Origin of the sequence: Gramella sp. KN1008 (assembly GCF_004332155.1) — a bacterium.
In the GTDB taxonomy this organism is placed as follows: Bacteria; Bacteroidota; Bacteroidia; order Flavobacteriales; family Flavobacteriaceae; genus Christiangramia.
Genome location: NZ_SJDV01000004.1, coordinates 249019 through 270604 on the forward strand (window position 1 = coordinate 249019; position 21586 = coordinate 270604).

At 41.2% G+C, this 21586-nt stretch carries 18 protein-coding genes and 1 tRNA gene; 9 read left to right on the top strand and 10 right to left on the bottom strand.

Annotation, left to right across the window (positions count from 1 at the left end):
- Positions 1-4: 4 nt before the first annotated feature.
- Complete coding sequence (locus EZJ28_RS09405) at positions 5-376, top strand: DUF3127 domain-containing protein (RefSeq protein WP_131397203.1); 372 nt, start codon at positions 5-7, stop codon at positions 374-376.
- 141 nt (positions 377-517) lie between these two features.
- A complete protein-coding gene (aat, locus tag EZJ28_RS09410; protein ID WP_131397205.1) occupies positions 518-1156 on the top strand; it encodes a leucyl/phenylalanyl-tRNA--protein transferase in 639 nt (212 codons plus the stop codon).
- Here aat and EZJ28_RS09415 read toward each other — a convergent pair.
- The 6 genes from EZJ28_RS09415 to EZJ28_RS09440 are packed head-to-tail and all read right to left on the bottom strand — an operon-like array spanning position 1149 to position 5166.
- Positions 1149-1742 carry a DNA-3-methyladenine glycosylase I gene (locus EZJ28_RS09415; protein ID WP_131397530.1) on the bottom strand — a complete coding sequence of 198 codons (594 nt, stop codon included), beginning with the start codon at positions 1740-1742 and terminating at the stop codon, positions 1149-1151. The two genes, aat and EZJ28_RS09415, sit on opposite strands and share 8 nt — an antisense overlap.
- Before the next feature lie 4 nt (positions 1743-1746).
- Positions 1747-2463 carry an energy transducer TonB gene (locus EZJ28_RS09420; protein ID WP_131397207.1) on the bottom strand — a complete coding sequence of 239 codons (717 nt, stop codon included), beginning with the start codon at positions 2461-2463 and terminating at the stop codon, positions 1747-1749.
- A gap of 22 nt (positions 2464-2485) precedes the next feature.
- Positions 2486-3202: a tRNA pseudouridine(55) synthase TruB gene (truB, locus tag EZJ28_RS09425; protein WP_131397209.1), complete on the bottom strand. Its 717-nt coding sequence runs from the start codon at positions 3200-3202 to the stop codon at positions 2486-2488.
- A complete protein-coding gene (locus EZJ28_RS09430) occupies positions 3192-3986 on the bottom strand; it encodes an undecaprenyl-diphosphate phosphatase (RefSeq protein WP_131397211.1) in 795 nt (264 codons plus the stop codon). Before EZJ28_RS09430 ends, truB begins: the two co-directional genes overlap by 11 nt.
- 5 nt (positions 3987-3991) lie before the next feature.
- On the bottom strand, positions 3992-4249 hold the full coding sequence (locus EZJ28_RS09435; RefSeq protein WP_131397213.1) for a DUF3098 domain-containing protein: 258 nt from the start codon (positions 4247-4249) through the stop codon (positions 3992-3994).
- Between the two features lie 38 nt (positions 4250-4287).
- Positions 4288-5166: an ABC transporter permease gene (locus tag EZJ28_RS09440; RefSeq protein WP_131397215.1), complete on the bottom strand. Its 879-nt coding sequence runs from the start codon at positions 5164-5166 to the stop codon at positions 4288-4290.
- A 502-nt stretch (positions 5167-5668) separates the two neighbouring features.
- Between EZJ28_RS09440 and EZJ28_RS09445 the strand changes: the two genes are divergently transcribed.
- Both EZJ28_RS09445 and leuS read left to right on the top strand, forming a co-directional pair.
- Entirely contained in the window at positions 5669-6601 is a 933-nt protein-coding gene (locus EZJ28_RS09445; RefSeq protein ID WP_131397217.1) for a ketopantoate reductase family protein, read from the top strand.
- Positions 6602-6795: 194 nt separating this feature from the next.
- Complete coding sequence (gene leuS / locus EZJ28_RS09450; RefSeq protein ID WP_131397532.1) at positions 6796-9609, top strand: leucine--tRNA ligase; 2814 nt, start codon at positions 6796-6798, stop codon at positions 9607-9609.
- Positions 9610-9684: 75 nt separating this feature from the next.
- Here leuS and rimM read toward each other — a convergent pair whose 3' ends face one another.
- Both rimM and EZJ28_RS09460 read right to left on the bottom strand, forming a co-directional pair.
- Entirely contained in the window at positions 9685-10212 is a 528-nt protein-coding gene (gene rimM / locus EZJ28_RS09455) for a ribosome maturation factor RimM (RefSeq protein ID WP_131397219.1), read from the bottom strand.
- A gap of 14 nt (positions 10213-10226) precedes the next feature.
- Positions 10227-10814 (bottom strand): 30S ribosomal protein S16, encoded by a 588-nt coding sequence (locus EZJ28_RS09460; protein WP_131397221.1) that lies wholly within the window; start codon positions 10812-10814, stop codon positions 10227-10229.
- A 267-nt stretch (positions 10815-11081) separates the two neighbouring features.
- Here EZJ28_RS09460 and EZJ28_RS09465 point away from each other — a divergent pair, with 267 nt between their 5' ends.
- The 5 genes from EZJ28_RS09465 (at position 11082) to EZJ28_RS09485 (ending at position 17998) form a co-directional block, all read left to right on the top strand.
- A complete protein-coding gene (locus EZJ28_RS09465) occupies positions 11082-11528 on the top strand; it encodes a PA2169 family four-helix-bundle protein (RefSeq protein WP_131397223.1) in 447 nt (148 codons plus the stop codon).
- A gap of 289 nt (positions 11529-11817) precedes the next feature.
- A complete protein-coding gene (dnaE, locus tag EZJ28_RS09470) occupies positions 11818-16203 on the top strand; it encodes a DNA polymerase III subunit alpha (protein WP_131397226.1) in 4386 nt (1461 codons plus the stop codon).
- 227 nt (positions 16204-16430) lie between these two features.
- Positions 16431-16748, top strand: a complete 318-nt coding sequence (gene trxA, locus EZJ28_RS09475; protein WP_131397227.1) for a thioredoxin — start codon at positions 16431-16433, stop codon at positions 16746-16748.
- 160 nt (positions 16749-16908) lie between these two features.
- On the top strand, positions 16909-17838 hold the full coding sequence (locus EZJ28_RS09480; RefSeq protein ID WP_131397229.1) for a DUF58 domain-containing protein: 930 nt from the start codon (positions 16909-16911) through the stop codon (positions 17836-17838).
- Between the two features lie 86 nt (positions 17839-17924).
- Positions 17925-17998: transfer RNA gene (locus EZJ28_RS09485), tRNA-Asp, on the top strand.
- A 735-nt stretch (positions 17999-18733) separates the two neighbouring features.
- Here the strand turns inward: EZJ28_RS09485 and EZJ28_RS09490 are convergent.
- On the bottom strand, positions 18734-19477 hold the full coding sequence (locus tag EZJ28_RS09490; RefSeq protein ID WP_131397231.1) for a LytTR family DNA-binding domain-containing protein: 744 nt from the start codon (positions 19475-19477) through the stop codon (positions 18734-18736).
- On the bottom strand, positions 19477-21366 hold the full coding sequence (locus EZJ28_RS09495) for a sensor histidine kinase (RefSeq protein ID WP_131397233.1): 1890 nt from the start codon (positions 21364-21366) through the stop codon (positions 19477-19479). The genes EZJ28_RS09490 and EZJ28_RS09495 overlap by 1 nt, the downstream gene beginning before the upstream one ends.
- Positions 21367-21586 lie beyond the last annotated feature (220 nt).

A 21586-nucleotide genomic window follows, 5' to 3' on the forward strand; every position in this document is an offset into this window, starting at 1 on the left:
CGAAATGGAAGTACAAGGAAAAATTAAGCTTATTGGAGAAACGAAGACCTTTGGAAGCAATGGTTTTCAGAAGAGGGAATTGGTTATTACAACAGAGGAGCAGTATCCACAGACTTTAATGATAGAATTCGTTCAGGATAAGACCGGATTACTGGATAGCTTTCAGGTAGGTCAGCCTGTAAAGATAGGTATCAACCTTAGGGGTCGCGAATGGGTGAGCCCGCAGGGGGAAACCAAATACTTTAACTCGATCCAGGGTTGGAGAATTGAAAATCTTGCTGCTCAGCAGCCTGGAAGCCAGAATGTGCCACCACCAGATCAGTTTGAGCCCGCAAATGACCTTAACGAAGAAGACTATGATGATCTTCCGTTTTAATCTTTGTCATTCTGAATTTATTTCAGAATCTCAAGTTAATTTATTTAGACCCTGAACCAAGTTCAGGGTGACGAAAAAATTAAAGTCCGGTTCGTTTAACTAGCCGGACTTTTTTATTTTCAACTATTAAATTTTATTCCATTGTATTTTATAGGCCCAGCAGATGAATTTCCACCCGTAAGTCTAGCCGATGAGGACGGACTTCTCGCCATTGGGCGTGATCTTAGTCCGGCAAGGCTTAAAGACGCTTATTATAAGGGGATCTTTCCTTGGTATAATGAAGATCAGCCGGTGCTCTGGTGGTCGCCAGATCCCAGGATGGTGTTATTTCCGGAAAAGCTCAAAATCGCCAAAAGCATGAGACCTTTGCTGAACCAGAACAGATTCAGGGTTACTTTCAACCAGGAGTTCGAGAAAGTAATGGAGAATTGCGGGGATATAGACAGAAAAGGCCAGGATGGAACCTGGATCACCGATGAAATAAAGGAAAATTACCTGGAGCTTCATAGGGAAGGATTTGCCTTTTCAACAGAGGTATGGAAAGAATCTGAACTTGTTGGTGGACTTTACGGCCTTTACCTAAGAGACAAAAAAATATTCTGCGGGGAAAGCATGTTCGCTAAAGAAAGTAATGCTTCCAAATTCGGGTTTATCAAACTGGTAGAAAAACTTAAAAATGAAGGTGTGAAGATTATAGACTGCCAGGTTTATACAAGTCACCTGGAAAGTCTTGGAGCCGAAGAGATTCCGCGCAGCCAGTTCCTGGAATATCTTAAATAGAAACCTGTTTCCCCAGTTTTCTTACCTCTTCATACCTGAAACAATCGGTTTGATGGTCGTTCACCATCCCGGTGGCCTGCATATGCGCATAGATCACCGTGGATCCCACGAACTTAAAGCCACGTTTTTTCAGATCTTTGCTTAGCTTGTCACTGATTTCTGTAGTAGCCGGAGCTTCTTTATAATTCTCTATCTCATTCTGAATGGGTTCTCCATCAACAAAACTCCAGATATATCGACAAAAACTGCCAAATTCATCCTGTATCTTCATGAATTCTCTGGCATTTGTGACCGCTGCCCTTATTTTCATCTGGTTCCTGATGATACCAGAATTCTGCATCAGTTCAGTGATCTTTGCGTCTTTATATCCGGCTATTTTTCGATAATCGAAATGATCAAAAGCCTCTCTGAAGTTATTGCGTTTTCGTAGAACCGTGATCCAGCTCAATCCCGCCTGAAAGGTTTCAAGGGTGAGAAATTCGAATAGTTTTTCATCATCCAGCACAGGTACTCCCCATTCGAGATCATGATAGGCTTCGTATAATGGATCTCCAACACACCAGCCGCAACGTTTAACTTCTTCCATAGTTCTAAGATCTGAAATGATAAGTAATGGTGCCAGGTTGTGCATTCTCCCCCGCTAACCGTGTAAATCTCGCTCCTGCCGAATATTCCAGTGCACGCTCGGTAAGGCACTCATTGTTGGTGGTGGAACTGCCGCGATTAATGGAGGTGTCTATAACAAACCCATTTGCATCAACGGTAATATTCACCACCACTTTTCCGGCCCGGTCGCAGGTGTACACAGGATTTGGAATCTTTATGGCGCGTCTTCTCTTAAGAGAAAATGAAATAGAACTGTAATCATAGGCAGCCGACTTTTGCGAGGTCTCTTTGGAAGAATTATCACCGTCTGATCGGGTTTTCTTTTCTTCGGAATTCTTTTTGTTCACAGCGTAATTACCTTCGGAACCTTCGGTATTCTCATTTTCTGCCTCTTCCTGCTCTGCACTGTTCTTCTCGAAGATGTCGTTCAGCTTATTTTTGAAATCGGCCTCCCTGGTCTCCTTATCCTGATTGTAGGCCTGGTGAGTCTGGACATTTCTGCGATTGGTTTGCTGCTGTTCCCTGGGCTGTTCAGACTGTTTTTCTTCTTCCTGTTCTATTTTGAGCTGGTCCAGCTGCACAAGCATTTCGCTAACCTCGTCGTTATTTGAGGAAAGCTTGAAATTATATAGCCCCAGCATCAGTATCGAAAATAAGAGCGAAGTGATGATCAGGGCTTTATGCCTGTCGAAAAAATCCATACTTAATTAACAGTCAATAGACCTAATTATTCTCTCGTGAAGGTAGCAAATTTTCAAAATAGTCGATACTCATGGCATTTTCAACGGAATATTTGCCAATACCGGTCCGTCTTAATTCAGAGAGATGAGCCCCGCTATTTAAAGCCTGGCCGAATTCGTGGGCTAGACTTCTAATATAGGTGCCTTTGCTGCAAACCACTCTGAATTTTATCTCCGGAAAATTCTCTGTGTCGATCTGGAATTCCGAAATTTCAACCTTCCTGGATTTTACTTCAATTTCCTTGCCTTCCCTGGCATATTCATAAAGTCTTTTTCCATCTTTCTTTAAAGCGGAAAATACCGGAGGGGTTTGTTCAATTTCACCGATGAATTTTTTAGCGGTTTCCTGTAGCAGGTTTTCTGTAATATGTTCAGTGGGGTAGGTCTGGTCAACTTCGGTCTCCAGGTCATAGGACGGAGTAGTGGAGCCTAATGTGATCGTTCCCGTATATTCCTTGATCTGTCCCTGTAGTTCCGGAATTCGTTTTGTGAATTTCCCGGTGCATATAATCAGTAAACCGGTAGCCAAAGGGTCTAATGTCCCCGCATGACCAACCTTGATCTTTTTGATGCGGCATCTTTTTCTGATAAGCCATCTTACCTTATTTACTACCTGGAATGAGGTCCAGTTAAGGGGTTTATCAAAAAGAAGTATTTCTCCGGTTTTGAATTCTTCGAGGGTAAATTCCTTATTGCGCATATGCAAAAATAATGGCCGCGAGACCCACTACAAAACAATAGACCGCAAACCATGAAAGTTTACTTCTTCTAACCAGCGAGATCATCCACGTACAGGCTACTAGTCCGGCAATAAAAGCAGTCACAAAGCCGATAGCCAGAACAGAAAATTCGGTGGAGCTGTTTGCCAGATCTCCACTAAGAATATCCTTTGCGATTTTTCCGAAAATTAAGGGGACCACCATCAAGAATGAAAATCTCGCTGCTTTGGTCTTGTCGTTCCCTAACAGCACAGAAGTTGAGATAGTTGCTCCGCTTCGAGAAATTCCCGGGAGCATGGCTATAGCCTGGGAGACTCCAATAACAAAGGAGTTCATATAACTCACTTTTTTGCCAGTATCTTTGGCCTTATCAGCAAGCCAAAGTAGCAGGGCGGTGACGAGAAGCATAAAACCTACAAAAATGATATTACCACTGAACAAGGCTTCCAGCTCATCTTCAAAAAGAACACCAATGACCACAGCGGGCATCATGGAGATAATGATCTTTAGTGAAAACCTGGTCTCCTCATTCCATTTGAACTGAAGGAGCCCTCCAATGATCTCAAAAACATCTTTTCTAAAGACTACTATTGTGCTCAGGGCGGTAGCAAAGTGAAGTACAACGGTGAAAAGAAGTGACTCTTCCGGCACGCTGGTATCTCCAAGAATCGCTTTTCCAAGTTCCAGATGACCACTGGAAGAAACAGGTAGAAATTCGGTAAGTCCCTGGATGATCCCAAGGATGGCAGCATCAAATGCGTTCAAGATTCTTATTTTTTACGGGGATTCAACAAAATGGCGTAGACCTCGATCGCAAAACCGATAAGAACCAATGCAGGTGCAAGCCTGATCCTTTGAAAATTATAAATGGCATCGTTGAATTGGTTCGGGTCTTCACTTCCACCACCAGACATCAGGATAAAACCCAATGCGATCACGGCGAGACCAATGAACATGAAAGTATAGTTCTTCTTTCCAAAAACAAATCCTGTGTTAAAGCTGCCTCCGTTATTATTATTGTCTTTCATTTTCAAAAGTTAAAAGCTGTAAGCTCGCTTACAATTATTTAATAGTATAATTCATCCGTTTTCAGATTAAGAAAACGCGATGTCGCAAAGTACGTACTTATCCACGTTATCACAATTCCCATCAGGAAGATTCCTATAAATAAGGTAGCCAACATTTTTACATCACCCAAAAGGTCAAGTTCTCTAAAGCTATTGTTGAGGTAATAAAGTACTCCTGCCATACCAATGAGAGCCACGATTGCACCTATGATCCCAAGCTTTACGCTCTGCCATATAAAAGGCCTTCTGATAAAGCCTTTGGTGGCACCCACCATCTGCATGGTTTTGATGATGAATCTTTTTGAATAGACCGCCAGTCTGATGCTACTATTAATGAGTAATACTGCGATGAATGTGAAAACCGAACTGGCGATCAACACCCACAGGCTTATTTTTTTGACATTATCGTTAAGCAGGGCGATAAGAGGTTTGTCGTACACCACTTCATCAACAAAGCCTTTTTCGGTAAGACCGGCCGCAATCTTATCCACCTGTTCTGAAGAGACATAATCAGCATTCATATAGACATCGATGGAATTCTGTAAAGGGTTATAGCCCAAAAATTCCATGAAATCTTCTCCGATCTCCTCGCTATGCGACTCTGCAGCATCTTCTTTGGAAACGTAGGTAGTCGATTTTGTATAATCGGCCATGGCCAGACTTTTCTTCAGCTGCTCGATCTCCACCTCCTTCGCGTTATCTTTCAGATAAACGGTAAGTGCTATCTGTTCCTTGAAATGATCGGCCACCTTTTTGGTGTTAAGAACCAAAAGGCCCAGCATTCCTAAAAGGAACAATACCAGAGAGATACTTATAACTACTGAAAAATATGAGGATATGAGTCGGCGTTTCTGATACCTTTCAAAAGATGTGGTCATAGAGTGACTTCAGATTTTTTGTAAAAATAAGAAAGTTCAGCTTTCTCGTTCTTTAAAACGCCTAAAGTTTCCAAAATATTGGGAATCGTTCTAATTTCTCTATTAATGTCATGCTGAGCACGGGCGAAGCTAACTTTAGAAGAGTTGCACTTCAACAAGCTCAGTGCAACACTGGTTTCTTGGTCTGAACATGTTTCAGTATCTCCATATATACTGAAATAAGTCCTGGGAGATTTTTTCGATTGAAACCTTAAAGTCATTTCGAGCAAAGCGAGAAATCTATTGAAATTAAAATGATTTCTCAGTCGATATACTCCTTCGAAATGACTCATCCTGAATATTCCGTAATGCTGAACGGAGTCGAAGCATGATCTACAGAACGTCAAATGCCACACTTCGACTGCGCTCAATGTGACAACTGATCTGATAATTAAAACGAAGTCATTCCGAGCGTAATAAAGGAATCTCTACATAGTTTCCTAAATTTGAAAAAATTCGATTCATGGAAATACTGGTATACGGAATTGGTGGAGTAGGAGGCTATTTTGGAGGAAGGCTTGCCAATGCAGGTTTAAATGTAAGCATGATCGCTCGTGGAGCCCATTTAGAGCAGATCAGGAAACATGGACTCGAGGTGGAAAGTATTAAAGGAAATTTTAAGGTTAAACCAAAACTGGCCACCGATGATATTTCTGATGTCCCCCAGCCCGACCTGATAATTTTAGGGATCAAGTCCTGGCAGATCCCATCGGTAGCTATTGAATTATTACCAATAATGGGACAAAATACCATAGTTCTGCCATTACAGAACGGCGCCGATAACTATGAGAAACTAATTGAAATCCTTCCTCCGAAAAACGTTCTTGCCGGACTTTGTTTTATCGTGAGCTTCCTGGAAGCGCCAGGGAAAATAACACATGCGGCTTATGAGCCGAAGATCATCTTTGGTGAGTTTGATAACTCCAGTTCAGCAAGGCTTATGAAAATTCATGATCTATTTGATGAAGCCGGGATTGAAAATCATATTCCGGATAATATTCAGCTGGAGATCTGGAAAAAATTCCTTTTCATCTGCACCGTAAGCGGAATTGGGGGCTTAACCCGGGTTCCAATAGATAAGATCAGGGAGAGTGAATATCTTTTAGATATGATGAAAAGTTCAGCTAAAGAGATCATCGAAGTTGGAAAAGCCAAAGGAATACCGCTTACCAAAAAGCATTTCGACATGGTATTCGAAATAATAAATTCTCAACCAAAGGGTACTACTGCTTCAACCCAGCGGGATATTATGGAGGGAAAACCTTCTGAACTGGAAAATTTTAATGGGTATATTGTAAAGGAAGGAAAACGGCTGGGGATTGAAACACCTTCAAACCGTTTCATTTATGAATGCCTGAAACCTATGGAGGCCGAAGCCCGAAAAAGGGCCGAATAGAACCTGCTATCATTCCCCTATAAGTGGTTTAAAATTGTATTTTTGCAGGCAATTAGTGATTTAGGTCACTTCGAGCAAAACGATGTAGTCTCAGATTGCTTCGTCACCCTGTCCCGATAGCTATCGGGATAATTCAGGGTCTCAGAGATGCTGAAACAAGTTGTGCATTACGGGAATTAAAAGTAAGAAAGAACATGAGTTATCACTTTAATAAGATCGAAGAAAAATGGCAGAAATACTGGGCCCAAAACCAGACTTATAAAGCCTCTAACGAATCAGAAAAACCTAAGTATTACGTGCTGGACATGTTCCCTTACCCATCAGGGGCGGGATTGCATGTGGGCCATCCCTTAGGATATATTGCCAGTGATATCTATGCACGTTACAAGCGCCATAAGGGATTTAATGTGTTGCATCCGCAGGGCTATGATAGTTTTGGACTTCCTGCTGAGCAGTATGCTATTCAAACCGGCCAGCATCCCGCATTAACTACCGAGAATAATATTAATCGTTATCGGGAGCAGCTTGATAAAATAGGATTCTCATTCGATTGGAGTCGCGAAGTGAGAACCAGTGAGCCGGATTATTATAAATGGACACAATGGATATTTATTCAGCTTTTTGAAAGCTGGTATGATGAAGAGGCTGAAAAGTCCAGGCCTATCACTGAGCTTGAGGAGATCTTTTCCGCTGAAGGAAATACAAGGCTGAATGCCGTATGTGATGATGATACAGAAAGTTTTACGGCAGATGAGTGGAATGCCTTCTCAGCTGATGACAAGGAACGAATCTTACTCAAATACCGTCTTACCTATCTCGCAGAAGCCGAAGTCAATTGGTGTCCGCAACTGGGAACCGTTCTTGCGAACGACGAGATAGTGAATGGGGTTTCTGAACGTGGAGGTTATCCCGTGGTAAGAAAGAAAATGACCCAGTGGAGCATGAGAATCTCAGCTTTTGCCGAAAGATTGCTTCAAGGTCTTGATAAGATCGACTGGACTGAAAGCCTTAAGGAAAGCCAGCGTAACTGGATTGGGAAATCAGTGGGTGCTCATGTGGATTTTAAAATTCAGAATTCACCATACAAAATCGGGGTATTTACCACCAGGCCTGATACTATCTTTGGAGTGACTTTTATGACCCTCGCTCCTGAGCATGAATTGGTGAAAAAGATAACTACACCAGAGCATAAGGAAGAGGTGGAAGCTTATATGGAAGCTACTGCCAAACGAAGTGAACGTGAACGTATGGCTGATGTAAAGACTATAAGTGGGGTTTTCACCGGTGCTTACGCAGAACATCCTTTCACCGGAGAGTCGGTGCCGATCTGGATCGGGGACTATGTGCTTGCCGGCTATGGAACGGGAGCCGTAATGGCGGTGCCATGCGGGGATCAGCGTGACCATGATTTTGCAAGACATTTTGATATTCCTATCAAAAATATTTTTGAAAATGTAGATGTTTCTCAGGAGGCCTATGCGGGCAAGGAAGGTACGGTGATCGCTAATTCAGATTTTCTTAGCGGACTGGAATATAAAGAAGCTTTGAATAAAGTGATCCTTGAACTTGAAAAGACAGGTCAGGGATATGGAAAGACGAATTACAGGTTAAGAGATGCCGTGTTTAGCCGTCAACGATACTGGGGAGAACCCTTTCCGGTTTATTATGTGAACGGACTTCCTAAAATGATAGAGGAGAAATATCTTCCTTTGAGGTTGCCTGAAGTTGAGAAATATCTCCCAACCGAGACTGGTGAGCCACCATTGGGAAATGCGACTCACTGGGCCTGGGATACGAAGAATAACGAGGTGGTTTCAAATTCTGAAATAGATGATAAAACCATATTCCCTTTAGAGCTTAACACCATGCCGGGATGGGCAGGAAGCAGCTGGTATCTTTTCAGGTATATGGATGCGGGGAATCCTGATCGTTTTGTTTCGGAAGAAGCACAGAAGTACTGGGAAAATGTGGATCTGTATATTGGTGGTAGCGAACACGCAACAGGTCACCTATTATATTCGAGATTCTGGACAAAGTTCCTTTACGATCGCGGATGGTTAACGGTTGAAGAGCCATTCAAAAAACTTATCAATCAAGGAATGATCCTTGGAACCAGTGCTTTTGTATACAGACTTGAAGGAGAGAATGTCTTTGTCTCTAAAAATCAGGTAAAAGGCAACAATGTTCAGCCTATTCATGCAGATGTTTCTTTAGTAAACGCTTCTGATGAACTTGATATTGAAGGTTTCAAGAGATGGCGTCCTGAATTCGCAGAAGCTAAATTCCTTACTGAAGACGGGAAATATATTGTTGGACGGGAGGTGGAAAAAATGTCCAAGTCCAAATATAACGTGGTGAATCCCGATGACATATGCGCAAATTACGGGGCAGATACTTTAAGGATGTATGAGATGTTCCTCGGTCCGCTGGACCAGGCAAAACCCTGGAACACTGCCGGGATCACCGGAGTTCATAGCTTTCTTAAAAAGCTCTGGAAGCTTTATCACAATGGGGAGGAATTCTCGGTTTCGGATGAAAAAGCTTCGGCTGACTCGTTAAAGACGCTTCATAAGACCATTAAAAAGGTTACAGAAGATATAGAAGAATTCAGTTTTAATACTTCGGTTTCAACCTTTATGATCTGTGTGAACGAGCTTACAGCTCAAAAATGCAATAGCAGGGATGTGCTTGAGCCGCTGGCGGTTCTAATCGCTCCTTATGCACCGCATATTGCGGAAGAGCTATGGGAAAGACTGGGGAATACCGATTCTGTTTCTACAGCCAGATATCCTGTTTGTGAAGAAAAATATCTTGTAGAGAGCACCAAGAACTATCCGGTTTCCTTTAATGGGAAAATGAGATTTACAATGGAATTACCATTGGATTTGGGAAAAGATGATATAGAGAAAGCGGTTCTTGAAGACGATCGTACAAAAAATCAATTATCGGGATCGGCTCCTAAAAAGGTGATCGTTGTACCTGGTAAGATCGTGAATATTGTAGTGTAAATTCAGGAAACTATAAAGATCTGGGGTCGGAATAATACTTATTTCGGCCCTTTTTTATGAATCTACGAAAAAAGACTATTGAAGATACAGGTCTACTAGACCTTCAGGAGTGGTGAGATAAATGGTTTTATTAGGCTTATCAATCCTTTGAATGAACTCATCGTTCATAGGAATTAGTATCTGTTTCCCGTCCTTTTCAATTTCAAACAGAGCCTGGGCGGTAGAATCGTTCACAGAAACTATCTTTCCTATATTTCCGTGATGCGCATCTATGACATCAAACCCGATGATCTCGTGAAAGTAGAATTTATCTTCAGGAAGTTCTGGTAACAGGCTAAGGGGGAGATAAAGTTTGGCTCCAATAAGATCTTCGGCATCTTCTTCTGTGCTGATATCCTCAAATTTGATGCGCAGCAGGTCGCTTTTATGCAGTGAAGAACGTTCAATAAAAAATGGAACCAGATTTTCATTGTATTCAATGAGAACTGATTCCATTTCTGTGTAAGTTTCAGGTTCGTCGGTGTCAAGTTTTATGAGCACCTCTCCTTTAAAGCTAAATTTACCAACGATATTTCCCAGGTAGAAGCATTCTTCCTTAGTCATCGCCGGTAGCTGTTTTAAGCGTCTTTTTTGTCTTCAGTTTTAGCTTCTTCTGCAGTTGCAGCTCCCACTTCCTCTTCAGCACTTTCTACAGTCGCTTCGTCTGTTGCTTCTGCAGCTTCAGCTTCAGCAGCGGCAGCAGCCTCTGCTTCTTCAGCTTCCTTGACTTCAGCTTCACGCTTTGCGTTGGCTGCTTTTTCAGCTTCCAGAGCTTTAGCCTTCTCTTCTTCTTTGGCTTTCTCTAAAGAATCTTTTTTAGCACCAATCTTCCCTTCTTTCTCTTCTAACCAGGCTTTGAATTTCTCTTCAGCCTGCTCTTCAGTAAGAGCACCTTTTCTAACACCTACTGCAAGGTGTTTCTTAAGTAGAGCTCCTTTATAAGAAAGGATAGCACGAGCAGTATCTGTTGGCTGGGCACCATTTTGCAACCATGTAACAGCTCCGTCTACATCAAGCTTGATAGTAGCGGGGTTGGTGTTAGGGTTGTAAGTTCCCAATTTTTCCAAAAATTTACCGTCTCTTTTTGCGCGTGAATCTGCAGCAACGATCCAGAAAAAAGGTTTTCCTTTTTTTCCGTGTCTTTGTAATCTTATTTTTACTGGCATAAAAATTAAATTTTGGGGTTCTCGACCCCGGTTATTAATAAGTGTGCAAAGATACTACATTTTTCTAATTTCCAAGTGTTTCTGCTTCTTTTTGTATCTGCTGTAGAGAAAAGCAGATTGGAATGTTCCAATAATGCTATTTAGGAAGAAATTTGGTTAAAATTTGAAGCTCTTGTTAAAAGTGGTTAATTAGTGCTAAACCCTGTTAAATAGATTGTTAGGGTAGGTGTAGGAACTTATATTTACCCAAAGGAAAAAATTAATGCTATGAGTTATTCTGAAGAGATTTCCGGTATGATTAATGAATTACTGGAAAAGACCTATGATGCCGAGAAAGGATATAAACTTGCAGCCGAAAAGGTGAAGAATACCAATTTGCAAAGATTTTTTAGAGATCGCGCGCAGGAGCGTTATGATTTTGGTCACGAACTTAAATCTGAAATTAGAAATTTTGGAGAGACGCCCAGTAAAGGTTCGAGCCTTGTTGGGGATGCTCACAGATCGTGGATGAATCTTAAAGCCAGTCTTTCTGGTGATAAAGATGAAGCTGTACTGGAAGAAGCGATTCGCGGAGAGAGGGCTGCAGTGGAGGAATATGAAAAAGTACTCAGGAAATCTGAGATTCCAGCTTCTACAGGAAATATTTTAATGAAGCAGAAAAATGCGATTGTAGCTGCCTTGAACGAAGTGAAGATGCTGGAAAAACAAGCTTAATTGTGCTACTATGGAACGTCTTTCGGGAAAATCACCCCAATGACACGATACTGAAGGAATGTAAACACACAGATGCGAGCAATGTTTGATTGAAGTAGTAGTAGTTTTTAGTGTTCGTATCAGGCCTCACAAGAAATCTGATTATTCAGGTTTTTGTGAGGCTTTTTTTATAGTTGATAAATCCTGAAAACTAAGTTTTATTTCAGAAATAAAGTTCCTTATTTTAGCCGGGATGCTTTAAGTTTGCAAAGCATTTTAGATTCTTCATAAAGGCTTAAAAAACAAAGGAATGTACCTCATTTTTGATACTGAAACCACCGGTCTTCCCAAGCGCTGGGACGCTCCCTTAACCGATTCTGATAACTGGCCGCGATGCATACAGATCGCCTGGCAGGTGCATGATAAAATGGGGAAACTGGTTGAGAGTCAGGACTACCTGGTACAGCCTGATGGTTTTGATATTCCATATGACTCGGAAAGGATTCATGGTATTTCTACCGATCTGGCCAAAGAGCAGGGAGTGCCTTTAGATGAGGTGCTTGAAAAGTTCAATGAAGCCCTGAAACGATCAAAATTCGTTGTGGGCCAGAATGTTGGTTTCGATATCAACATTATGGGGGCAGAATTCATTAGGAGGGATTTTGAGAATTCACTTCAAGAAATGCCGGTACTGGATACATGTACAGAAACCACCGCAGAGTTATGTAAGATTCCCGGCGGGCGAGGAGGTAAGTTCAAACTACCCACCCTTACCGAGTTACATGAATTCCTTTTTGAAGAAGCTTTCGCGGAGGCTCATAATGCGACCGCCGATGTTGAGGCCACCACCCGTTGTTTCCTTGAACTTGTAAGAAGAAGGATCTATACTATAGAGGAGCTGGATGTTCCCACAGATTATTTCGAGAATTTTTCTCAGGCCAATCCGCAACCGATTGAGCTGATAGGCCTGAAACATATAAACCTGAAGAAAGCTTCAGATGAGATCAGGAAAAGGCTGAAGAAACAGCAACCTTCCGATGATATTTCACACGAGGAAATTCAGGAAAATCTTGAGAAGCTCGATGAGGTCCCGTTCGCACATCTTCATAACCATTCACAATTTTCTGTTCTTCAATCTACAATTAGTATTGCAGATCTTGTTGCAGCGGCAGCCGAGGAAAATATGAATGCCGTAGCGCTTACTGACCATGCAAATATGATGGGCGCCTTTCATTTTGTAAAGGAAGTTGGAGTATACAATGGGAAGGTGAAGGAGCATAATGAAAAGGCTGAGGAAAACGGTGAGCCTTTAAAACAGCCAATGAAAGCAATTGTGGGCTGTGAGTTCTTCGTGTGTGAGAAGCATGATGATAAAAGCCGAAAGGATAATGGTTACCAGATCGTAATGCTTGCAAAGAACAAGAACGGATACCATAATCTGGCGAAAATGTCATCTCTGGCCTATACGGATGGGTTCTACTATGTACCGCGTATAGATAAGGAGATAATCAAAAAGTATAAGGAGGACGTAATCGTCCTCACAGGGAATCTTTATGGGGAAGTGCCGAGCAAGATCCTTAATGTGGGGGAAAAGCAGGCAGAGGAAGCTTTGTTGTGGTGGAAAGAGGAGTTCGGGGATGACCTTTATATAGAGATCATGCGTCATGACCAGGAAGATGAGAACAGGGTAAATCCGGTGCTGGTGGAATTTTCGAAAAAACATGATATAAAACTAGTAGCTACCAATAACACCTATTACTGGAAACAGGAAGATGCCAATGCCCACGATATTCTTCTTTGTGTAAAAGACGGAGAAAAACAGGCTACCCCCATTGGTCGGGGTAGAGGTTACAGGTATGGTCTTCCCAATCAGGAATATTATTTTAAGAGTGGGGATGAAATGAAAGGTCTTTTCAAGGATCTCCCTGAGGCTATTAGTAATATTCAGAAAATAGTCGAGAAGATCGAACCTTTCGAACTGGCTAGGGATGTACTTCTTCCAAAGTTTACTATTCCCGAGCAATTCCAGAGTGAAGAGGATCTTAAAGACGGAGGGAAAAGAGGGGAGAACGCTTATTTAAAACATATTACATATGAGGGCGCTAAGGGGCGTTATGGTGAAATTACCGAAAGTATAAAGGAGCGATTGGACTTTGAATTATCGGTAATTGAAAACACCGGTTATCCAGGTTACTTCCTTATTGTGGAAGATTTCATAAGGGCAGCCAGGGAGATGGGAGTTTCGGTAGGTCCGGGTCGTGGATCGGCAGCCGGTTCAGCGGTTGCGTATTGTCTCGGAATTACCAATATCGATCCTATAAAGTATGATCTGCTTTTTGAGAGATTCCTGAATCCTGATCGTGTGAGCATGCCCGATATTGATATCGACTTTGATGATGAGGGCCGAAGCAGGGTAATGGATTATGTGATCAAGAAGTATGGAGCCAACCAGGTGGCTCAGATCATCACCTATGGAACCATGGCAGCCAAATCGTCCATCCGTGATACGGCAAGGGTGCTTGATCTTCCATTGATGGAAGCCGACAGGATCGCAAAACTTATCCCGAATACCAAGCTAGCCAAGATCTTTGGTATGGATGAAAAGACCCTGAAAAGTAAATTCAGGGGAGATGAAGTTGAAAAGATCAATGAGCTTTTAAATATAGCTGAAGGAGATGATCTGGAAGCTGAGACCGTAAACCAGGCAAGGGTTCTGGAGGGTTCAGTAAGAAACACCGGTATACATGCATGCGGGGTGATCATTACCCCGGGTGACATTACCAACTATGTACCGGTTTCTGTCGCGAAAGATTCCGATCTGTATGTGACCCAGTTCGATAACTCGGTGGTGGAAAGTGCTGGTCTCCTAAAAATGGACTTTTTGGGCCTGAAGACCCTTACCTTAATCAAGGATACCTGTAAAATAGTTAAAGGAAGACATGGTATAGATCTGGATCCTGATAATTTCCCGCTGGATGACGAGGAGACCTATAAGCTTTTCCAGAGAGGAGAAACCATAGGGATCTTCCAGTACGAATCTCCCGGGATGCAGAAGCACATGCAGTCTTTGAAGCCAACGGTGTTTGATGACCTTATTGCCATGAACGCACTTTACCGTCCCGGACCTATGGAATACATTCCAAGTTTCATTGCCCGTAAACATGGTGAAGAAGAGATCTCTTATGACCTGCCTGAAATGGAGGAGTACCTGGAAGAAACCTACGGAATTACGGTTTACCAGGAGCAGGTGATGCTTTTATCGCAAAAACTTGCAGGATTCAGTAAGGGTGAAGCCGATATGCTCCGTAAGGCGATGGGTAAGAAGATCGCTGCACTTCTTGCTCAGTTAAAACCGAAATTCATTAACGGCGGTAAGGAAAAAGGGCATCCAGAAGAGGTGTTGGAAAAGATATGGAAAGACTGGGAAGCTTTCGCATCATACGCTTTCAATAAGTCTCATTCCACCTGTTATGCGTGGATCGCCTATCAGACAGCCTATCTGAAAGCACATTATCCTGCCGAATATATGGCGGCCGTGCTTTCCAATAACATGAACGACATTAAGCAGGTGACATTCTTTATGGAAGAATGTAAGAGAATGAAGCTTAAGGTTCTTGGTCCTGATGTTAATGAGTCCTATTATAAGTTCTCGGTAAACAAGAATAACGCTATCCGATTTGGAATGGGTGCTATTAAAGGTGTTGGAGCCGGAGCCGTGGCGACCATCGTTGAGAACAGGAAAACTAAAGAAGGTCCGTATCGATCCATATTCGATATGGCAAAACGAATAGATCTTAGGGCTGCTAACAAAAAAGCATTTGAGAATCTGGCTTTGGCCGGAGGTTTTGATGGTTTTGGCGGCACCCATCGCGCACAGTATTTCCATGATGATGGCAGCGGAATGAGCTTTCTGGAGAAAGTGATAAAATACGCCCAGAAATTCCAGGAAAATCAGAACTCCTCACAGGTAAGCCTGTTTGGTGAAGCCAGCGAAGTTCAGATACCTGAACCTGAGGTTCCTCCATGCGATGAGTGGGGAACCATGGAAAAACTGCGCAGGGAGAAAGAAGTAGTGGGGATCTATATTTCAGGCCATCCACTGGATGATTTCAAGATAGAGATGAACTATTTTTGTAATGGAAAAATATCTGATTTCAGAGAGCTTGAGGCCATCGTAAACAGGGATCTTACCATAGGAGGAGTGATAGTTGATGTGCAGCACCGGGTATCTAAGAACGGGAAAGGATGGGCGATCTTTATGATGGAGGATTATGATGATTCGTACGAGTTTAAAATATTTGGTGAAGAATACCTGAAATTGAAACACTTCCTGGTGCCCAATAATTTTGTGCATCTTAAATGTTATATTAAGGAAGGCTGGACCAATAAGGATACAGGGAAGAAAGGCGAACCCAGAGTTCAGTTCACAGATATGAACCTGCTTCACGATGTGATGGATAAGTACGCGAAAAAGTTAACCATTCAACTTAATGTAGCTGACCTTAAGACTGAAAAGATCGAATGGCTCAAAGATACTTTCCAAGCTCACAAGGGAGATAGCCGGCTTAATTTTGTAGTGTATGAAATGAAAGAACAGGTGAAGTTGCATATGCCCAGCCGGAAGCATAAGGTCAAGATCTCCCAAGAACTTATTGAGAGCCTGGAGAAAGAGCAGTTTATGTATAAATTGAATTAATAACCTATAACTTTTTTCCTGGTTAGGGATTGGTTTTGGGACAGGGATTGAGGCAGGCTACCGTGTAGCGCCGAAAGCGCGGTCACTTTAAGCGTAGCCTAAAGTGAGGCCTCCGGATAAAGCTTAACAATCAGCATATAACCAAATAAAATATAAGCACTGTAAGGATTCCATATTTTATTGACTATTTTTACGAATCAAATTTAAAACTAGAAAAATAACATATTATGGCTGTTGAAATAACCGACGCGAATTTTGAAGAGCAAGTTCTTAAAAGCGACAAACCTGTAATGGTGGATTTTTGGGCTGCATGGTGCGGACCCTGTAGAATGGTTGGACCTATCATTGACGAAATTAGTTCTGAATATGAAGGTAAAGCCGTGGTTGGTAAACTGGATGTAGATGCCAATCAGGAATTCGCCGCTAAATATGGGGTTAGAAATATACCAACTGTACTGGTTTTCCAGAATGGAGAAGTGGTAGGCCGCCAGGTAGGAGTTGCTCCAAAACAGACTTACGCTGATGCACTAGATCAGTTATTGTAATTGTAAGCAAAAAAATAAAATTTTAAGCCACGTGAAAGCGTGGCTTTTTTTATTCATAAAGTATGGGTAAATTAAACTCTTAAAGAGGGTTTAATTTAGGTGGACGGTGAAATTATTGCTGAATCCTTTTCGGGACTGCCCGGATTATTGATAATTGTCTATGAATATTGAAAAAGAACTTCACGACGCAGGCGGATTTTTGAACCTGGACCTGCTGGCTAAGCAGGTGGTGGAAGGTTATATTTCGGGAATGCATAAGAGTCCGTTTCATGGATTTTCTGCTGAATTCGCCGAACATAAGATCTATAACACCGGGGAAAGTACGAGGCATATTGACTGGAAGCTTTTTGCGAAAACCGATAAGCTTTATACGCGCCGCTATGAAGAGGAAACCAATCTAAGGTGTCATCTTATTATCGATAATTCGGCCTCAATGCATTATCCAGCGATGAAGACACAAAGCCTGAGCTCGTTGAATAAGATCGGTTTTTCGGTGCTGGCATCGGCCTGCATTATGCATATTCTGAAGAGACAGAGAGATGCCGTGGGGATGAGCATTTATAGTGATGAATTTGAATTCTACTCTCCCGAAAAATCGAGTGAAAGGCATCACCATATGCTCCTAGATAAACTCAACGATATTTTAAAGGATAAGGCGAAAAGAAAGACCACAGATACTTATACTTTTCTGCATCAGATTGCCGAAAAGCTTAAACGCAGATCCCTCATTTTTCTGTTTACAGATATGTTTCAGGCAGATACCGATGAAGAGAAGCTCTTTGAGGCATTGCGGCATTTAAAATACAACAGGCATGAAGTGATCCTTTTTCATGTAATAGATGAAAAAAGGGAACTTGATTTCAATTTTGAAAATACACCCCGCCGTTTTACTGATGTGGAAACGGGAATGGAGGTAGATCTCTATTCTGATAATATCAGGGAGAATTACAAAAAAGCGGTTGAAAAATATCTAGGTGAGCTTAAAATGCAATGTGCAAAGTACCGTATAAAGTATGTGGAGGCTGACATCAATAAAAATTTTGATAATATCATGACCACATATTTACTTGAGAAACAAAAGTTTGGGTAAGAGGCGAAATTTTAGTGCTAAAAATCTTCAAAAAAGGTTTGGTGAAATTAAAAAGGGTAGTATATTTGCCCTCGCAATAAAGCAACGGTCTGGTAGTTCAGTTGGTTAGAATACCTGCCTGTCACGCAGGGGGTCGCGAGTTCGAGTCTCGTCCAGACCGCAAAATTGCAAAAAAGCTCCTACGAAACTGGGGGCTTTTTTTGGCACTAATGATTAGTTGTGTTGTTTGTCCCGACTTGTCGGGATGTGTAGTTAGCACTGAGAGGTGCTAGCCAATGAGAAGCTTTTTTCCGTTGATTCGGGAAGAGGCTTTTTTGTTTTTAGGGGCTGAACGTTAATTCTTTCTTTTCTTTAAATTTTACCTATCGCCTAAAGAACCCTGGACTTTTCATAATTACCTGTAAAGCTGACCCCCCCAAGCCCAGCAATAGGTAAGAACTTCTAAATCTTCGGGTTTTTCAGGCAGAATAGATAGTGTATTTATTATAGATATTCAGCAGACTCTTCACAAAGGAAGACCGGCCTAGATTACTACTTTCAGCCTTTTTTAACCATTCTAATTAGGATTGATGAATGACCTAACTATTTACTTACCATTGCATTTGACTGATGGTGAATAATGCATGTGGATAAACTATGGTGATGATTTCAGTGCCTATCCCGTGAAAATTTAGTTAAGTAAAAGAGTGTCTTTTTTTAGTTAAAAAAGGCTGGTAGTATTAGCCTTTTCGATAGCCGAAAATTAATCACTCATTTCTGAGTTTTCATAAGTTTTTCTGATTTTAAAATGTCCTTTAATAAGACTAAATAACTTATAATAATCGATTAAAATAAACGATGTGGGACGAAAGTGCCAAAATGCTGTCCGGGGAATAAATTTTAATTAACAAGGTGATCAAATGGTTTGTAGTCGCTTGAGCAATTCCTTTTTCGAAGACTTACTTATTGGAATAGCTTTCCGGCCAATGTCGATATGGGTGGTGGCTATCTCTGTGATTTGAGAAATATTAATGATATAAGACCTGTGGACCCTTAAAAAGTGTTTGAGGGGTAATTTTTTATCCATCTCTTTTAGCGTCATAACAAGTAGGTATTCCTTGTTATTAGTAAAGATGCGACAGTAATTCCGTTCGGCTTCAATGTAAAGTATATCTTTTATGTCCACTTTTACCATTGAATTCAGATGCCTCACAAAAATGGAATCATTTAAAATGAAAGCCTCTTCTTCTTTAGGTTTGAAATTGGAATTATTTTCGTCTTTAAAACCTATCTGGGAAACAGTCAATTCGATTGCCCGTTGCAGATCCAGTTTTTTAAAAGGTTTGGCTACAAAAGCGTAAGGATGTGTTTCTTTAGCTCTGTTAAAATGAGCTTCATCTGCATTTGCGGTAAGATAGATGACAGGGATATCCTTAGTTTTTTGCATTTCCAGGGCCGTTTCTATCCCATCTAAAGATCCTTTGAGGTTGATGTCGAGCAGTAATATATTTGGTGTTTCAGATTTAATATGCATTAAAGCTTCTTCTCCTCTGGGAACAATACCGGTAACCTCATATCCCAATTCATTCAACTGTAATGAGATATTAGCGGCGATGATCATTTCATCTTCCACAATAAGTATTTTGATCTTTTTATTCATTATGCGCTTTTTCTAATTAAAAAGTCAAATTCAATATGAGTCCCGTCCTCATTACGTTCTATCATCTTTCCATTCAGTTGCCGGGTTAATAACCTCACCAATTGTGAGCCAAAACCTGTTCCTTTTGGTGCCAGTCCCTCTGTTTTCCCAACCCCGTTATCTCTAACCTGTAGTTTCAAATTTTGGTCAGGATCTTTCTCCAGGCTGATATTGATTACGCCTTGTTGTTCTTGCGGAAAAGCATATTTAAGTGCGTTGGTAAGCAACTCATTTACAATCAGACCTATTGGAACGGCGGTATCTACGTCCAGTTCCAGGTTGTCCATAGCGCATTCGATTTTCACCCGGTCTTCTGCATTAAAGGTGTCAAGAATTCCCTCGCTAAGATTAATGAAGTAGTCTTTCATTTCAATACTTCCCAGGTTTTCCCCCTGATATAATTTTTGATGGATTATTCCCATTGACTGAACCCGGTTCTGACTGGCGATCATTGCATCTTTAGTGGCTGGATCTTCTATTTGCGCCGATTGCAGGGCGATAAGGCTTTTCACCATTTCCAGATTGTTCTTAACCCGGTGATGTATCTCCTTAAGTAGCAATTCGTTTTCGGCATTCTTGGCTCTAATAATTCTGGTGGCCTTTTTGCTCTTACTGAAGAAATAGAGTAATGACAGTAAAAAAACTAATAACAGGGAGGCGATTACGATAAATAATGTTTGAGTCTTACTTTTTTGATCTATTAATGCCGCCTGAGATGCCAGAACCTCATCTTTTTTCTCGGTTTCATATTTGATGGCCATTTCAGATTCGATATTGGCAATCTTACCTTCAAGTAGGTTTTTAGAGTTATCGTAGGCTTTGTCTTTATAAAATACGGCGTTTTCGAAATCACCTAACTGAACATAAGTTTCTGCCAGGTCCATATAGGGTTGAATGATCCCTGTTTGTCCTTTATCTTCATAAGCTTTCACACCTGCTAAAAGATGATCCAGTGCCTTTTCATAGTTTTTCTGAAGTAAGTAAATCTGTCCTATTTCGGTCCTATAGGTGGCGCAACGTTCCTCACCTATATGTTTTTTGCACAGTTCCCATGCCGCTTTATAATCCTCTAAGGCATTATCATAATCTTTAGCTTTTATATAGACTTCGCCTCGGTAGGAATGAGCTCTAACGGGAACAAAAATTTCCTCTGGGACTTTTGTTCTAACAATTTCCAGGCAATATTCAGTGGCTTCGTAAGCTTTTTCAAATTCACCCAGTTCGCCATAACCAATTATTAAATTGAATTGTGCGATCGCTAATTCGCTGTAATTTTCAGTTTTTTCTAATAATGGTATTGCCTGATTAGTGTAGGCTATGGATTCTTCATAGTCTTCCATCACGCGGAATTTCACACCTAACGTACGATAGGCACTTCCCAGGCCGGCATCGTCATTTAATTCTTCGTACAAATCGATTGACTTGAACAATACCTCTTGTGCTTTTTCTAATTGCCCTGTGTTTAAATAATCTATAGATAGAGATCTATAGGTGTCCGCAATTTTCTTCAGGTCATCACCCTTTAAATGATAAGCCAAAGCCTTCTCGGCATGATATACCACAGAGTCTGGGGGAAAGAGGCCGTTATATGCGTGCCAGCTAGCTAGTGATTCATGAATTTGAGCAATTAAAGAATCGTTTTCTTTTTTTAAGCTACGCTTTAAGGTGGCAAGAGCTATGGCATGAAATTCATCTAAATAATCTGTCTGGGTTGTATTAGCCTGCAACCAGGAAAGGATGGAGTCTATTGGTTGGTTGGAGAGATCTTTTTCGTTTACTATTTCAGACTGTGAAAAACCGATACCAGAAACGAAACACACCAGTATTATTGCAGGGATTAATTTAAACATAACTATTTAAGAACTGGTTGTAAAGAACTTTATAAAAGTCTTAAAGATACAGAATTTTCCTTATGCAAAGACCTAGTTTGTTTTGTAAGTTACTGAAAACCAATTTAATTAGACTGTTTTGTCTCTCTGTGATAGAATTTTATAATTTCTGGTTACAGCAAAAATCAATGTGTGGGAATCCTGCTTTTAGGCATCATGTCAAATTATTTTATTGATTTAA

Excerpts from the sequence above, each read along its gene's own strand:
- dnaE (WP_131397226.1), top strand. The coding sequence starts at position 11,818 with ATGTACCTCATTTTTGATACTGAAACCACCGGTCTTCCCAAGCGCTGG.
- EZJ28_RS09460 (WP_131397221.1), bottom strand. The coding sequence starts at position 10,814 with ATGCCAGTAAAAATAAGATTACAAAGACACGGAAAAAAAGGAAAACCT.
- EZJ28_RS09480 (WP_131397229.1), top strand. The coding sequence starts at position 16,909 with ATGAATATTGAAAAAGAACTTCACGACGCAGGCGGATTTTTGAACCTG.
- EZJ28_RS09440 (WP_131397215.1), bottom strand. The coding sequence starts at position 5,166 with ATGACCACATCTTTTGAAAGGTATCAGAAACGCCGACTCATATCCTCA.
- EZJ28_RS09495 (WP_131397233.1), bottom strand. The coding sequence starts at position 21,366 with ATGTTTAAATTAATCCCTGCAATAATACTGGTGTGTTTCGTTTCTGGT.
- leuS (WP_131397532.1), top strand. The coding sequence starts at position 6,796 with ATGAGTTATCACTTTAATAAGATCGAAGAAAAATGGCAGAAATACTGG.
- EZJ28_RS09490 (WP_131397231.1), bottom strand. The coding sequence starts at position 19,477 with ATGAATAAAAAGATCAAAATACTTATTGTGGAAGATGAAATGATCATC.
- EZJ28_RS09445 (WP_131397217.1), top strand. The coding sequence starts at position 5,669 with ATGGAAATACTGGTATACGGAATTGGTGGAGTAGGAGGCTATTTTGGA.
- EZJ28_RS09405 (WP_131397203.1), top strand. The coding sequence starts at position 5 with ATGGAAGTACAAGGAAAAATTAAGCTTATTGGAGAAACGAAGACCTTT.
- trxA (WP_131397227.1), top strand. The coding sequence starts at position 16,431 with ATGGCTGTTGAAATAACCGACGCGAATTTTGAAGAGCAAGTTCTTAAA.
- EZJ28_RS09415 (WP_131397530.1), bottom strand. The coding sequence starts at position 1,742 with ATGGAAGAAGTTAAACGTTGCGGCTGGTGTGTTGGAGATCCATTATAC.
- rimM (WP_131397219.1), bottom strand. The coding sequence starts at position 10,212 with ATGACTAAGGAAGAATGCTTCTACCTGGGAAATATCGTTGGTAAATTT.
- EZJ28_RS09465 (WP_131397223.1), top strand. The coding sequence starts at position 11,082 with ATGAGTTATTCTGAAGAGATTTCCGGTATGATTAATGAATTACTGGAA.
- truB (WP_131397209.1), bottom strand. The coding sequence starts at position 3,202 with ATGCGCAATAAGGAATTTACCCTCGAAGAATTCAAAACCGGAGAAATA.
- EZJ28_RS09420 (WP_131397207.1), bottom strand. The coding sequence starts at position 2,463 with ATGGATTTTTTCGACAGGCATAAAGCCCTGATCATCACTTCGCTCTTA.
- EZJ28_RS09435 (WP_131397213.1), bottom strand. The coding sequence starts at position 4,249 with ATGAAAGACAATAATAATAACGGAGGCAGCTTTAACACAGGATTTGTT.